Genomic DNA, 14407 nt, shown 5'->3' with positions numbered 1-14407 from the left:
CTCAGACACCGCTCAGACTGAAGGATGAGGGAACGGGGGCCGCCGAGCGGGCTTCGTCGAGTGCCCAGTAGACGGCCTCGGGGGTCGCCGGGGACGGCAGGTCCACGCTCGTGCCCACCGGCCCGAACGCGGCCGCGGCCTGCCGCAGCGCCTCCCGCACCGAGAACGCGAGCATCAGCGGCGGCTCCCCGACCGCCTTCGAGCCGTAGACCGCGCCGTCCTCGTGCGCCTTGTCCAGCAGGTGCACGTTGAAGACCTGCGGCATCTCCGAGAAGCTCGGCAGTTTGTAGGTGCTCGCCGCCTGTGTCGCGAGCCGGCCGCGGTGCGGGCCGTCGCTCTCGTCCCAGCGCAGGTCCTCCAGCGTCAGCCAGCCGGTGCCCTGGACGAAGCCGCCCTCGATCTGGCCGAGGTCGATCAGTGGGCTCAGGCTGTCGCCGACGTCGTGCACGATGTCGACCCGGCGCAGCGTGTAGGCGCCGGTGAACCCGTCGACCTCGACCTCGGCGGCGGCCACGCCGTACGCGAAGTACTTGAAGGGTTCGCCCTGCATCGCGTTGGCGTCCCAATGCAGTCCTTCGGTCCGGTAGAAGCCCGCGGCCCAGAGCTGAACGCGCTGGAAGTAAGCCGCGAGCACGACATCGTCCCAGCTCAGGCTTCCGCCTTGCAGCCCGCGGACCATGCCGTCGGCGAACCGGACGTCATGGGCATGGAGCCCGAGCCGGCTGCCGGCCACCTGGGCGAGGCGTTCGCGGATCTGCTCGCACGCGTTCTTGATCGCCGCGCCGTTGAGGTCGGCCCCGGAACTCGCCGCGGTCGCGGAGGTGTTGGGCACCTTGTCGGTCCTGGTCGGTGCCAGCCGCACGCGTTCCAGCGGTACGCCGAGCGTCGTCGCGGCGACCTGCAGCATCTTCGTGTGCAGGCCCTGCCCCATCTCGGTGCCGCCGTGGTTGATCAGCACCGAGCCGTCCTTGTAGACGTGCACCAACGCGCCGGCCTGGTTGAACGCGGTCAGGTTGAACGAGATGCCGAACTTCACCGGTGTCATCGCCAGCCCGCGCTTGGTGTTCGGGTGGATCGCGTTGAACTGCTCGATCTCCGCCTGCCGCCGCTCGACCTCGCCGCCACGCACCACCTCGCTCCAGCAGGCCTCGAGCCGCTCGGCGTGCCGAACCGGCTGCCCGTACGGCGTGGTGTGGCCGGGCTGGTAGAGGTTGCGGCGCCGCAGCTCCATCGCGTCGTACCCGAGCAGCGGCGCGCAGCGGCCGAGCACGTTCTCGATGACGAGCATGCCCTGCGGGCCGCCGAAGCCGCGGAAGGCGGTCTGCGAGGTCTTGTTCGTCTTGGCGATCCGGCCGTCGACGCGGACGTTGGGAATCCAGTACGCGTTGTCGATGTGGCACATCGCGCGTGCAAGCACTGGCTCGGACAGGTCGAGGCTCCAGCCGCCGTCGGCGGTGAGCGTGGCCTCGAGCGCGACCAGCCTGCCGTCGTCGTCGAAGCCGGCCCGCCACTGGCTGTGGAAACCGTGGCGCTTACCGGACATCGTCACGTCCTGCGTGCGGTTGAGCCGCAGTCGCACCGGCCGCCCGGTCAGCGTCGCCCCGAGCGCGGCGATCGCCGCGAACCCGTGCGGCTGCATCTCCTTGCCGCCGAAGCCGCCGCCCATCCGCAGGCACTGCACGGTCACCGCGTGGCTGGCGACGCCGAGCACGTGCGCGACGATCTCCTGGGTCTCCGACGGGTGCTGGCTGCTGCTCTGCACGAAGATCTGGCCGCCCTCGTCGACCAGCGCCAGCGCGACGTGCGTCTCCAGGTAGAAGTGCTCCTGCCCGGCGAACTCGAACTCACCCTGGAACACGTGGGCCGCCGTCGTCAGCGCGGTCTCGACATCGCCGCGCTCCAGGTGCCGCCCGGTGCCCTGGAAGTTGCCCGCGGCAATCGCTTCGCGGACGCTCACCAGCGAGGGCAGCGGCTCGTACTCGACCTGCACGGCCTCGGCGCCGAGCCGTGCCGCCTCCAGGGTCTCGCCGAGCACCCAGCAGATCGCGTGCCCGTGGAACATCACCTCGGCGTCGGGGAACAGCGGCTCGTCGTGCTTCACCCCGGCGTCGTTCACCCCCGGCACGTCGTCCGAGGTGAGCACCCGGACCACCCCCGGTACGTCGTACGCGGGCTTCACCTGCAGGTCGACGATCCGGGCGTGCGCGTACGGCGACTGGACCGGCCAGGCGTGCAGGACATCGCGGGTTCGGACCACCAGGTCGTCGGTGTAGAGGGCCTCGCCGGTGACATGCAGCGCGGCGCTCTCGTGTGGCAACGGCAGACCGACCACGGCCTCGACCGGTCGCTCGGACAACTGGCTCATGCGCTGACCCCCTCGACGTGGAGCTGCTGGGCGTGGAAGCGGAGGAGCGACTGGCCGAGCATCGCCGACCGGTACGACGCGCTGGCGCGGTGGTCGTCCAACGGGGTGCCTTCGGTAGCCATCACCGCGGCGGCCTCGCGGACCGTGCGCTCGGTCCAGGGGCGACCGACCAGCGCCTGCTCCGTCGCGCGAGCGCGGATCGGCGTGGCCGCGACACCGCCGAGCCCGATGCGGGCCTCGCGGACGACGCCGTCCACGACGTCGAGCGCGTAGCCGACCGCGACACTGGAGATGTCGTCGAAGCGACGCTTGGCGATCTTGTGGAACGCGGTCAGCGGCGCGAGCGGTAACGGGATCAGGACGGCACGGATCAGCTCGTCCGGCGCCTTGAGTGTTTCCCTGTATCCGGTGAAGTAGTCGGCCAGGGCGACAGTTCTCTCGCCGCGGCGGGAAGCGAGGACGAGCGAGGCGTCGAGCGCGAGCAGCGCGGGCGGAGTGTCGCCGATCGGGGACCCCGTGCCGAGGTTGCCGCCGATCGTCGCCCCGTTGCGGATCAACCGCGAGGCGAACTGCGGGAACAGCTGTTCCAGCAGCGGGACCCGCCCGGCGAGCAGGCGCTCGACCTCGGTCAGCGTCAGCGCGGCGCCGATCCGGACCTGCTCGTCGTCGATCGAGAACTCCCGCAGCTCCGGCAGCCGATCGACAGCGACGACCAGGGAAGGCCGCACGCCGCGCAGGTTCACCTCGACGCCCGTGTCGGTCGACCCCGCCACGACCTTCGCCTCGGGACATTCGGCGATCAACTCCAGTACGTCGTCCAGCTGCTCCGGCCGGACGAACTCCGCACCGTTCACCGTGAGTCGTGTAGGCGCCGGCGGGGGAGGAGGACTCGACTGGCGGGCGGCGAACGTGTCGTCGCCGTCGGGGTCTCCCAGTGCGTACGCCGCGTCCCGGATCGGCCGGTAGCCGGTGCACCGGCACAGGTTGCCGCTCAGCGAGTGCAGATCGAAGCCGTTCGGCCCGTGCTCACAGTCTTCTTCAGCAGAAGCAGTACGGGTGGGGCGGTAGTACTCCGCCGCCATGCTGCAGACGAAGCCCGGCGTACAGAAGCCGCACTGGGATCCACCGCGGACCGCGAGCTCCCGCTGCACCGGATGCAGCTCCGAGCTCGTGCCCAGGCCCTCGGACGTGACGATCTCCTGACCGTCCAGCGCCGCGACCGGCACCAGGCACGCGTTGATCGCGGTCCACTCGGTCGGGCTGTCGATGCCGGGGCGGGCGACGAGCACCGAGCAGGCCCCGCACTCGCCCTCGGCGCAGCCTTCCTTGGCGCCGGTCAGGCCGCGGTCGCGCAACCAGTCGAGCGTGGTGGTGTGGACGGAGGCGCCCCCGAGCGGGAGGTCTTGGCCGTTGACCTTGATCGTCGTACTCATCGGTTGCTGCTCCAGCGGGTCCTTGCGCTGTGGATGGGATTGGCGTCGGTCAGGAAGTCGTCGAACCGGTAGCCGGCGATCTTCGCGATCTCCAGCAGGGCGGCGGCGTGCTCCTGGTTCTCGCAGTTGCCGAGGCGTTCGCGGCCCTGCTCGACGATCCGGGCGAACGAGTCCGCGTCGCGTACCGAGATCACCAGCGGGAAGCCGAAGCGTTCGCGGTACTGCTCGGTGATCGTCGCCAGCTCGTCGCGTTCCGGCTCGGCCAGGAAGGTCAGCCCGCGCGCGGCCTGGTCCCGCAGCGACGCCTCGCCGCTCAGACCGTCGGCGACGAGCTGCGACCCGAGCTGCGGGTAGGACTCGATCAGCTCGCGCTGCTCCTCGTGCGACCCGGAGAACAACGCCTCCTGGAACGAGCGCCGCAGCGCGTGGGTGTCGGCGAACGGCCGCATGTCCCAGGCACGCTCGACCATCCAGCGCGGTCCCTGGAAGAGCCCGGCGAAGGTCTCGACGAACTCCTCGCGGCTCATCTCGTTGACCTGGTCCAGCCGGACCGTGCTCGCGCCGGGCTGGCCGGCCACCGCCGGGCCGAAGTCCTTGCCGACGTGGTGGAAGACGATGTTCAGCACGATCGCGGTCAGGCTGCCGAGCGTGATCCCGCTGCCGAAGATGATCTCGGCCCAGCCGGGCACCGCCTGGGCGACCTGCGGCTGCGCGGTGACGTACATCGCCAGGCCGACGCTGGTCGCCACGATCACGACGTTGCGGTGGTCGTGGAAGTCGACCTTGGTCAGGGTCTGGAAGCCGACGACGGCCACGGTGGCGAACATCGCCAGGGCGGCACCGCCCAGCACCGGATGCGGGATGCCGGCCACGATCGCGCCCGCCTTGGGCACCAGACCGAGCAGGATCATGATCACGCCGGCCGCGGCGACCACCCAGCGGCTCTTCACCCGGGTCAGCCGGACCAGTCCGACGTTCTCGGCGAAGCAGGTGTAGGGGAAGGAGTTGAAGACGCCACCGATCGTGGTGGCCAGGCCGTCCGCGCGCAGGGCCCGGGCGATGTCCTCGCGGCCGATCCGCTTCTCGACGATCTCACCGGTCGCGAAGACGTCACCAGTGGTCTCCACCGCGGTGATCAGCATGACGACGACCATCGAGATGATCGCGGCGACCGAGAACTGCGGCCAGCCGAAGTAGAACGGCGTGGTGATCCCGACCCAGCCGGAGTCGGCGACCGCGTCGAAGTGCGCGTCACCCAGCGCCCAGGCGACCAGCGTGCCGACGACCAGGCCGATCAGGACGGCGACCGTGGCCATGAACCCCTTGAAGACCCGCTGGATCAGCACGATCAGCGCGAGCGTTCCGAGCGCGTAGGCGAGGTACTTGCCGCTGGTCGGGTCCGAGGTCGGGCCCGCGCCGCCGGTGGCGTCCGCGGCCGCGACCGGGAGCAGGGCCAGCCCGATGATCGTGATCACCGAGCCGGTGACGACCGGCGGGAAGAAGCGGATCAGCCGGCTGAAGAAGGGCGCGATGAAAAACGTCGCCAGACCCGCCACCAGCACCGCGCCGTAGATCACCAGCAGCCCGTCGGTGCCGCCGCCCGCGGCCAGGCCGATCGCGATCATCGGCGAGACCGCCGTGAACGTCACGCCCTGCAGCAGCGGCAGCCGGACGCCGATCTTCCAGAACCCGACCGACTGGATGATCGAGGCGATGCCGCAGGTGAACAGGTCGGCGTTGATCAGGTGCACCAGCTGCTCGGTGCTGAGGCCGATCGAGTTCGCCAGCAGGATCGGGACGATCACCGCGCCGGCGTAGAACGCGAGCACGTGCTGAGTGCCGTACACGGCGAGTCGTCCGGGCGACATCAGCTCGTCGACGGGATGACGAGCGGTTTGACGTCCGCGGCGCAGGGCTGCCTTCATCGAACACCCTCCAAGGGGTCGGCGGCGGGATTGTGACCTGCACGACAGCTTGCGTTCACCGCGCCGTCACGGGCTACCGACGAACCTCCGAAGATCGCCCTGTCCGGCCCACCCGGTTCTGTGCGATCACCCAAACGACGGGGCTCAGAGCGACTTGAGCGCCAGGAACACGTCGATCTTGTCCTCGAGCCGCGACAGATCGCGATCGGTCAGTTGCTCAACGCGTTCGATCCGGTACCGGACCGTGTTGACGTGCAGGTGCATCGCCTCGGCGGTCCGCGCCCACGAACCCGAGCAGGCCAGGAACTCGCGCAGCGTGGCGAGCAGTTCGCCCCCGGTCTTGCGGTCGTGCTCGAGCACCGCTCCGAGCACCCGATGGGTGTAGGTGCGCCGTACGTCGTCAGGCACGGTGGCGAGCAGCAGCACGTGCGAGGCGACCTGGTCCGAGGTCACCACCGACACGGGCGTGAGGCCGGAGCGGGCGACCCGGTGGGCGAAGCGCGCCTCCTCGAGCGCGCCGGCCAGCGCGTCGACCGCGGTCTCCCCACTGATGCCGACCGCGATCCGGGACCGGCCCAGGCCCGGCGCGAGCCGGCCGAGCGCGCGGCGCAGCAGGACCGGCAGATCAGGGGCCCAGGGCAACAATCCGATCAGCAGCCCGTCCCGGCCGGGCGCGACGGTCGCCGGACCGGCGGCGCCGGCCACGTCCTCGAAGACGGTGATCGCCACCTCGGCGGCGCCGGCGTCGCGGGGGATCGCGTCGCCGGCTTGCGCGGTGACCAGCTCGGCGGCGACGACCACCATCGGCCCGTCGGGCCGCGCACCGGCCTGGCGGAGCCGGGTGGTGACTTCGGGCAGCGGCCCGCCTGACTCGACCAGGCTCAACGCGTCGGCCATCAACGGGCGCAGCGCGTGCCGGCCTTCGTCGCGGCGTACGCGGTCGAGGGCGGCGATGGCGCAGAGTTCGTGCACCGTTTCGACGTGGTCGCGAGGCCACTGCGAGTGGTCGCCTTCGATCACCAGCAGCCAGGCGGTCAGCCGGTTCCCGAGCCCTGATCCGACCGGGAACACGCTGTACGACGCGTCGCCCGCGTCGGCGACGGCCGGGGTCCGGTCGGCGGTGAGGAACCGCCGCGTCACGGTGTCGAGCGTCGTGTCGTCCAGCGCGCCAGGCCCCGGTACGACGTGCCGCCCGGTCGCCGTGACGACCCGGCAGGTGTGGCCGATGTCGGCGGAGATCTGAGCGGCGAGCTCGTCGAGGCTGCGGCCGGACGCGATCGCGGAGAGCAGTTGGCGCTGGCGGACGAGACTGGCGGACAACCGGGCGCCGGTGTCCGTGGCCGCCGCGACGTACTCGGTGATGTCCGCGAAGGCGACCTCGGTGGGCACTTCGACCAGCGTGACCTGGTGGCGACGGCACGCCTCGACCAGATCCTCGGGGATCTCGCCGAGCAGCGCCTTGCCGGCCAGGATCGTGGTGGCGCCGCGGCCGGCCACCGAGGCGACGAAGGTCTCGCTGTCGGTCGGGGAGCGGCGCCAGACCAGGCCGGTGAGCACGAGTTCGCCGCCGTTGAGGTAGTTGCCGGGTTCAAGCAAGTCGGTGGTGACCAGGCGGCCGATCGGGCGGTCGGACGCGTCCTGCGCGTGGTGCAGCAGACGCAGTCCGAGTTCCGGCGCTTCGCATAGCTCGGAGAGCAGCATTCGTTCACCTCCTGCCCCTTTGGAGAAACCTACAGCGCTCGGGGCGCTTGACGCTGCCGGTGAAGGCAACTTATCGTCCTTTCGCAGAACAGAAGTTAGATTCCACAATGCGGAAGATGGAAGATGATGAATCGCTTCGCGGTGAACTGCTCGATCCTCTTCACCGAGCTCCCGCTGCTCGAGCGGCCGGCCGCGGCCCGGCAGGCCGGCTTCGGAGCCGTCGAGTTCTGGTGGCCGTTCGCCGAGGCCGTGCCGGCCGACGCCGAGATCGACACGTTCGTGAAGGCGGTCGACGACGCCGGCGTGGAGCTGACCGGTCTGAACTTCTTCGCCGGCGACATGCCTGGTGGCGATCGCGGGCTGGTGTCCTGGCCCGAGCGCTCCAGCGAGTTCCGGGACAACGTCGACGTCACCGTCGGCATCGGTGACCGGCTCGGCTGCCGGGCATTCAACGCGCTCTACGGCAACCGGATCGCCGCGCATCAGCCGGCGGAGCAGGACGATCTCGCCGTGGAGAACCTGGCGCTGGCAGCCCAGGCCGCCGCGCGGATCGGCGGAGTCGTCCTGGTCGAACCGGTCAGCGGCGCCGAGCACTACCCGCTGCGGACCGCGGCCGACGCGCTCGCGGTGATCGACCGCGTCCAGGCGGCCTACGACGTACCGAACCTCGGCCTGCTCGCCGACCTCTACCACCTCGCGGTCAACGGCGACGACGTCGACCGGGTGATCGCCGAGCACCTCGACCGGATCGCGCACGTCCAGATCGCCGACGCGCCCGGGCGCAACGAGCCCGGCACCGGCACGCTCCCGCTGCGGGCGCAGCTGAACGCCCTCGAAGCCGGTGGTTACACCGGCATGGTCGGGCTGGAGTACAAGCCGTCCACCACCACGCTCAACAGCTTCGACTGGAGAAACTCATGACCAACATCGCCTTCATCGGCCTCGGCATCATGGGCAGCCCGATGGCTGTCCACCTCGCGAACGCCGGGCACCAGGTGGCCGGCTACAACCTGGACCCCGAGCGGGCCAAGCCGCTCGTCGAGGCGGGCGGCCGCGCCGCGGCCTCGATCGCCGACGCCGTCCGCGACGCGGACGTGGTCTGCGTGATGGTGCCCGACTCGCCGGACGTGGAGCTGGTGCTCGCGGGCCCGGACGGCGTGTTCCAGAACGCCCAGACCGGCGCTCTGGTCATCGACTTCTCCAGCATCCGGCCCGACGTCACGATCGACCTCGCCGCGCAGGCGAAGGCGAACGGATTCCGGTTGCTGGACGCACCGGTCTCCGGCGGCGAGGCCGGGGCCCGCAACGCGGCGCTGTCGATCATGGTCGGTGGGTCGGAGGAGGACTTCCGGACCGCCAAGCCGCTGTTCGACGTGGTCGGCAAGACGGTCGTGCACGTCGGCGGCAACGGCGCCGGCCAGACCGTGAAGGCCGCGAACCAGCTGATCGTTGCCGCCAACATCCAGGCGGTCTCCGAGGCCGTGGTCTTCCTGGAGGCGTACGGCGTGGACACCAAGGCCGCGCTCGAGGTGCTCGGCGGCGGGCTGGCCGGTTCGGCGGTGCTGAACCAGAAGACGGAGAATTTGCTGTCCCGGTCGTTCGAGCCGGGTTTCCGGATCGACCTGCACCACAAGGACATGGGCATCGTCACGGCCGCCGCCCGCGAGGCGGGCGTCGTCATCCCGCTCGGTGCGCTGGTCGCCCAACTGGTCGCGTCGGCGCGGGCCAACGGCGACGGAGGGCTCGACCACTCCGCGCTGCTGCGGGGGGTCGAGCGCCTGTCGGGCTCGGCCGGTTCGCAAGGGGCGACGAGCTGATGGCCAGGATGCGCGCGGTCGACGCCGCGGTCCTGATCCTGGAGAAGGAGGGATCCGTGCAGACCTTCGGGCTGCCGGGTGCCGCGATCAACCCCTTCTACAGCGCGATGCGCAAGCACGGCGGGATCAAGCACGTGCTGGCCCGCCACGTCGAAGCGGCCTCGCACATGGCCGAGGGCTACACCCGGGCCGTGGCCGGCAACATCGGCGTCTGCATCGGTACGTCGGGGCCGGCCGGCACCGACATGATCACCGGCCTGTACTCCGCCTCGGCCGACTCGATCCCGATCCTGTGCATCACCGGTCAGGCGCCGGTGGCCAAGCTGCACAAGGAGGACTTCCAGGCGGTCGACATCGCCTCGATCGCGAAGCCGGTGGCCAAGTGGGCCGTCACGGTGATGGAGGCCGCGCAGGTTCCGGGGACGTTCCAGAAGGCCTTCCACCTGATGCGGGAAGGGCGGCCGGGGCCGGTGCTCATCGACCTGCCGGTGGACGTTCAGCTGGCCGAGATCGAGTTCGACATCGACACCTACGAGCCGCTGCCGGTGCACCGGCCGGCCGCGACGCGAGCCCAGGCGGAGAAGGCGCTCACGATGCTGAACGCCTCCGAGCGGCCGCTGATCGTCGCCGGTGGTGGGGTCGTCAACGCGGACGCGGCGTCGCTGCTGGTCGAGTTCGCCGAGCTGGCCGGGGTGCCCGTCGTACCGACGTTGATGGGGTGGGGGACCATCCCGGACGACCACCCGCTGGCCGCGGGCATGGTGGGACTGCAGACGTCGCATCGGTACGGCAACGCCACGATGCTGGCCTCGGACTTCGTGCTGGGCATCGGCAACCGGTGGGCGAACCGGCACACCGGGTCGCTGGCGACGTACATGGAAGGCCGGAAGTTCGTGCACGTCGACATCGAGCCGACGCAGCTCGGGCGGGTGCTGGCACCCGACTACGGCATCGTCTCCGACGCGCGCGCCGCGCTCGCGGTGTTCGTCGACGTCGCGCGGGAGTGGGCCGAGGCCGGCAAGCTGGCCGACCGTTCGGCCTGGGCGGGGGAGTGCAGGCAACGCCGTACGACGTTGCAGCGCAAGACGCACTTCGACAACGTGCCGATCAAGCCGCAGCGCGTGTACGAGGAGATGAACCGCGCGTTCGGGCCGGACACGCGCTACGTGTCGACGATCGGGCTGTCGCAGATCCAGGCCGCGCAGATGCTGCACGTGTACCGGCCACGGCACTGGATCAACGCCGGGCAGGCGGGGCCGCTGGGGTGGACCGTGCCGGCGACCTTGGGCGTCGCGGTCGCGGATCCCGACTCGACCGTGGTCGCGCTGTCGGGGGACTACGACTTCCAGTTCCTGATCGAGGAGCTGGCGGTGGGGGCGCAGTTCCAGATCCCCTACATCCACGTGGTCGTGAACAACTCCTACCTCGGGTTGATCCGGCAGGCGCAGCGCGGGCTGGAGATGGACTACTGCGTGCAGCTGTCGTTCGACAACATCAACAGCCCGGAGGTCGGCGGGTACGGCGTCGACCACGTCAAGGTGGCCGAGGGGCTCGGGTGCAAGGCGCTGCGGGTCTCGGCGCCGGACGAGATCCTGCCGGCCCTGGAACAGGCCAAGAAGCTGATGGTCGAGTTCCGGGTCCCGGTCGTGGTCGAGGTGATCCTGGAGCGCGTCACCAACGTTGCCATGGGCACCGAGATCGACGGGGTGGTCGAGTTCGAGGACCTGGCCGAGCGGCCCGAGGACGCTCCGACCGCGATCGTGCCGCTCAGCTGATGCGGGTGCTGGTTGCCTCGGACAAGTTCAAGGGCACGGTCAGCAGCGCTGACGTCGCGGCGGCGGTCGGCGACGGGGTGCGGGGAGTTTGTCCGCAGGCTGTGGTCGAGTCCGTGCTCGTGGCGGATGGTGGCGACGGGACTCTGGCGGCGGCTGTTGCTGCTGGGTTCGAGCTGGTACCGGTGGTTGCGGCGGGGCCTACGGGGGAGGCGGTGCGGAGTGGGTTCGCTCGACGGGGGGAGACCGCTGTGGTCGAGCTCGCCGACGTGTCCGGGTTGATCCGGTTGCCCGGCGGCGAGCCTCGTCCGTTGACCGCGACTTCGCGCGGGACCGGTGAGGTGATCGCCGCGGCGATCGACAGTGGATGCACGCGGGTGATCGTCGGGATCGGTGGGAGTGCCAGCACCGACGGGGGAGCGGGCTTGATTCGGGCGCTCGGCGCTCGGGTGCTCGATGCGGCGGGGGCCGAGGTCGCCGAGGGTGGTGAGGCGTTGGGTACGGCGAGTTCACTCGAGGTGAGTGCGGTGAACGACCGGTTGAAGGGTGTCGAGATCGTGGTTGCCTGCGATGTCGACAATCCCTTGACCGGGCCGTCCGGCGCCGCGGCGACGTACGGGCCGCAGAAGGGTGCGACGCCTGAGCAGGTCGCTGTCCTGGAGGCCGCTCTCGGCCACTGGGCAGACCTGATCGCCGGTCAACCTGACCTCCGACTTGCACCGGGGGCCGGAGCGGCTGGGGGCGTTGGGTTTGCGGCGCTGGCTGTGCTCGGCGCGAAGCTCGCACCAGGGATCGAGTTGATGCTCGAGCTGGTCGGCTTTCGGGACCGGCTCGCGGGGGTCGACCTGGTGGTGACCGGAGAAGGCGCGCTCGACGAGCAGACGTTGCGCGGGAAGGCGGTCGCTGGAGTTGCCGCGGCGGCGTCCGCGGCAGGCATCCCGGTGGTGGCTGTTTGTGGGACGAATCGCCTCGACGCGGAACGACTCGAGCAAGGGGGAATCGACGCGGCGTACGCCCTGACCGACCTGCAGCCCGACGTACGGCGATGTATCGCGGATCCGGTTCCGTTGCTGCGGCGGCTCGGGGAACGGATCGCGGTCGAACGACTCGGGCCTACGATGAGAGCGACCGAGAGGGGCCTCATATGAGCGCGTTGGACCTCGTCATCCACGCTCGCCGGGTGGTCGGCCCCGCGGGTGAGTCGCCGCTTGCCGTCGGCATCGAGCGTGGCCGGATCGCCGTTGTCGCGCCGTACGGATCGGCGCTGGACGCCGCCGAGCAGGTGCGGCTGGGCGACGAGGAGGTGCTGATGCCGGGCGTCGTCGACACCCACGTGCACGTCAACGACCCGGGCCGCACGGAGTGGGAGGGGTTCACCAGCGCGACCCGGGCGGCCGCCGCCGGGGGCGTCACCACGATCGTCGACATGCCGCTCAACAGCATCCCGCCGACCTGCGACGTGCCCGCGCTGGAGCTGAAGCGGAAGACCGCCGAGCGGCAGGCGTACGTCGACGTCGGGTTCTGGGGCGGCGCGATCCCCGGCAACGTCGCCGAGCTGCGACCGCTGCACGACGCGGGGGTGTTCGGGTTCAAGTGCTTCCTGCTGCACTCGGGCGTCGACGAGTTCCCGGCGCTGGAACCGGCCGGGCTCGAGGCCGCGATGCGTGAGATCAGCGCCTTCGACGGCTTGCTGATCGTGCACGCCGAGGACGCGCACCGGATCGAGTCTGCGCCGGCGGCGAGCGGGCCGGACTACCTGGGATTCCTGCGCTCCCGTCCGCGCGAGGCGGAGAACGCGGCCGTCGCGGCGGTGGTCGAGCTGGCCCGCCGGACCGGCTGCCGGGTGCACATCCTGCACGTGTCCAGCGCCGAGGTGCTGCCGCTGATCGCCGCGGCCCGGCGCGACGGCGTACGGATCACGGCGGAGACCTGCCCGCACTACCTGACCTTCTGCGCCGAGGAGATCCCGCCCGGCGCCACGCCGTACAAGTGCTGCCCGCCGATCCGCGAAGCGGCGAACCGCGAGCTGCTCTGGCAGGGCTTGCGTGACGGGCTCATCGATCTGGTGGTGTCGGACCACTCGCCGTCGACGATCGAGCTCAAGCACCTGACCACCGGCGACTTCGGCACCGCCTGGGGTGGGATCGCCTCGCTCCAGGTCGCTCTGCCGGCGGTGTGGACGCAGGCGCGCCGCCGCGGCTTCGGCCTGGCCGACGTCGCCCGGTGGATGTGCCAGGCGCCCGCCGAACAGGCCGGACTGACCCGCAAGGGCCGGATCGAGCCGGGCCGCGACGCGGACTTGTGCGTCTTCGCGCCGGACGAGGCCTTCGTGGTCGATCCCGGCACCCTGCAGCACAAGAACGCCGTCACCCCGTACGCCGGATGGCCGCTGGCCGGCGTCGTCCGCCGGACCTGGCTGCGCGGCCGACCCATCGACATCGACGCCGGCCCGCGCGGCCGGCTGCTGACCCGAGGAGACGAACGATGAATCAGCCGCGCTACTACTCGCCGGCCGGCGGGCATCCCGCGCAGACCGAGCTGACCACCGACCGCGCCGTCTTCACCGAGGCGTACGCCGTCCTGCCGCGCGGCACGATGCGCGACATCGTCACCAGCCAGCTCCCGTTCTGGGACGACACCCGGCTGTGGGTGCTGGCCCGGCCGCTGTCGGGATTCGCCGAGACGTTCTCGCAGTACATCGTGGAGGTCGCCCCCGGCGGCGGCAGCGACCGGCCCGAGACCGACCCGGGCGCCGAGGCCGTCATCTTCGTTGTCGAGGGCAACGTGGTGCTGACCGTCGGCGGTGAGAAGCACGAACTCGTCCCCGGCAGCTACGCCTTCCTCCCGCCGGCCGCCGACTGGACGCTGCGCAACACCAGCGACCGGCTCGCCCGCTTCCACCTCGTCCGCAAGGCCTACGAGCGCGTCGACGGCATCGACGTACCGGAGGCTTTTGTCACCCACGAGGACGACGTCGAAGGCGTCGAGATGCCCGGCACAGAGGGCCGCTGGAAGACCCAGCGCTTCGCCGACCCGCTCGACGTCCGCCACGACATGCACGTCAACATCGTCACCTTCGAGCCCGGCGGCGTGATCCCGTTCCCCGAGACCCACGTGATGGAACACGGCATCTACATCCTGGAGGGCAAGGCCGTCTACCTGGTGAACAAGGACTGGGTCGAGGTCCAGGAAGGCGACTTCCTCTGGCTGCGCGCCTTCTGCCCCCAGGCCTGCTACGCCGGCGGCCCGGGTCGCTTCCGCTACCTCATCTACAAGGACGTCAACCGCCACCCGCGACTGCCGCGAACCTTCTCCTGAGCACCCGACCGGCCGCTCCGGCGTCGTTGCCGGGGGCAGGCGGCGTGGTCGGCACGTCGGCCGGTCGCAGATTAAG

General features: G+C 70.7%; 10 protein-coding genes. 6 read left to right on the top strand and 4 right to left on the bottom strand.

Annotated features, from left to right (window positions below):
* Position 1 precedes the first annotated feature (1 nt).
* The 4 genes from xdhB to BWI15_RS10485 form a co-directional block, all read right to left on the bottom strand.
* Positions 2-2365: a xanthine dehydrogenase molybdopterin binding subunit gene (gene xdhB, locus BWI15_RS10500; protein WP_077014150.1), complete on the bottom strand. Its 2364-nt coding sequence runs from the start codon at positions 2363-2365 to the stop codon at positions 2-4.
* Entirely contained in the window at positions 2362-3798 is a 1437-nt protein-coding gene (locus BWI15_RS10495; RefSeq protein WP_077014149.1) for a xanthine dehydrogenase small subunit, read from the bottom strand. The genes xdhB and BWI15_RS10495 overlap by 4 nt, the downstream gene beginning before the upstream one ends.
* On the bottom strand, positions 3795-5723 hold the full coding sequence (gene uraD, locus BWI15_RS10490; protein WP_077014148.1) for a 2-oxo-4-hydroxy-4-carboxy-5-ureidoimidazoline decarboxylase: 1929 nt from the start codon (positions 5721-5723) through the stop codon (positions 3795-3797). The genes BWI15_RS10495 and uraD overlap by 4 nt, the downstream gene beginning before the upstream one ends.
* Before the next feature lie 144 nt (positions 5724-5867).
* Positions 5868-7424, bottom strand: coding sequence for a PucR family transcriptional regulator (locus tag BWI15_RS10485; protein WP_077014147.1), 1557 nt, complete (start codon positions 7422-7424; stop codon positions 5868-5870).
* A gap of 123 nt (positions 7425-7547) precedes the next feature.
* Here BWI15_RS10485 and BWI15_RS10480 point away from each other — a divergent pair, with 123 nt between their 5' ends.
* The 6 genes from BWI15_RS10480 to BWI15_RS10455 are packed head-to-tail and all read left to right on the top strand — an operon-like array spanning position 7548 to position 14331.
* Entirely contained in the window at positions 7548-8345 is a 798-nt protein-coding gene (locus BWI15_RS10480) for a hydroxypyruvate isomerase family protein (RefSeq protein WP_077014146.1), read from the top strand.
* Entirely contained in the window at positions 8342-9241 is a 900-nt protein-coding gene (locus BWI15_RS10475) for a 2-hydroxy-3-oxopropionate reductase (RefSeq protein ID WP_077014145.1), read from the top strand. Before BWI15_RS10480 ends, BWI15_RS10475 begins: the two co-directional genes overlap by 4 nt.
* Entirely contained in the window at positions 9241-11016 is a 1776-nt protein-coding gene (gene gcl, locus BWI15_RS10470; RefSeq protein WP_077014144.1) for a glyoxylate carboligase, read from the top strand. Before BWI15_RS10475 ends, gcl begins: the two co-directional genes overlap by 1 nt.
* A complete protein-coding gene (locus BWI15_RS10465) occupies positions 11016-12161 on the top strand; it encodes a glycerate kinase (protein ID WP_077014143.1) in 1146 nt (381 codons plus the stop codon). Before gcl ends, BWI15_RS10465 begins: the two co-directional genes overlap by 1 nt.
* Complete coding sequence (allB, locus tag BWI15_RS10460) at positions 12158-13501, top strand: allantoinase AllB (protein ID WP_077014142.1); 1344 nt, start codon at positions 12158-12160, stop codon at positions 13499-13501. Before BWI15_RS10465 ends, allB begins: the two co-directional genes overlap by 4 nt.
* Positions 13498-14331 carry a bifunctional allantoicase/(S)-ureidoglycine aminohydrolase gene (locus BWI15_RS10455; RefSeq protein WP_077014141.1) on the top strand — a complete coding sequence of 278 codons (834 nt, stop codon included), beginning with the start codon at positions 13498-13500 and terminating at the stop codon, positions 14329-14331. Before allB ends, BWI15_RS10455 begins: the two co-directional genes overlap by 4 nt.
* Positions 14332-14407 lie beyond the last annotated feature (76 nt).

This window comes from Kribbella sp. ALI-6-A, assembly GCF_001984195.1.
Taxonomy (GTDB): domain Bacteria; phylum Actinomycetota; class Actinomycetes; order Propionibacteriales; family Kribbellaceae; genus Kribbella.
Note: the sequence above shows the minus strand (reverse complement) of the source record. Positions and strands in the feature narration are given on the sequence as shown.

Bases quoted from the DNA above. Each gene is read 5' to 3' on its own strand.
- xdhB (WP_077014150.1), bottom strand. From the start codon at position 2,365: ATGAGCCAGTTGTCCGAGCGACCGGTCGAGGCCGTGGTCGGTCTGCCG.
- BWI15_RS10495 (WP_077014149.1), bottom strand. From the start codon at position 3,798: ATGAGTACGACGATCAAGGTCAACGGCCAAGACCTCCCGCTCGGGGGC.
- uraD (WP_077014148.1), bottom strand. From the start codon at position 5,723: ATGAAGGCAGCCCTGCGCCGCGGACGTCAAACCGCTCGTCATCCCGTC.
- BWI15_RS10485 (WP_077014147.1), bottom strand. From the start codon at position 7,424: ATGCTGCTCTCCGAGCTATGCGAAGCGCCGGAACTCGGACTGCGTCTG.
- BWI15_RS10480 (WP_077014146.1), top strand. From the start codon at position 7,548: ATGATGAATCGCTTCGCGGTGAACTGCTCGATCCTCTTCACCGAGCTC.
- BWI15_RS10475 (WP_077014145.1), top strand. From the start codon at position 8,342: ATGACCAACATCGCCTTCATCGGCCTCGGCATCATGGGCAGCCCGATG.
- gcl (WP_077014144.1), top strand. From the start codon at position 9,241: ATGGCCAGGATGCGCGCGGTCGACGCCGCGGTCCTGATCCTGGAGAAG.
- BWI15_RS10465 (WP_077014143.1), top strand. From the start codon at position 11,016: ATGCGGGTGCTGGTTGCCTCGGACAAGTTCAAGGGCACGGTCAGCAGC.
- allB (WP_077014142.1), top strand. From the start codon at position 12,158: ATGAGCGCGTTGGACCTCGTCATCCACGCTCGCCGGGTGGTCGGCCCC.
- BWI15_RS10455 (WP_077014141.1), top strand. From the start codon at position 13,498: ATGAATCAGCCGCGCTACTACTCGCCGGCCGGCGGGCATCCCGCGCAG.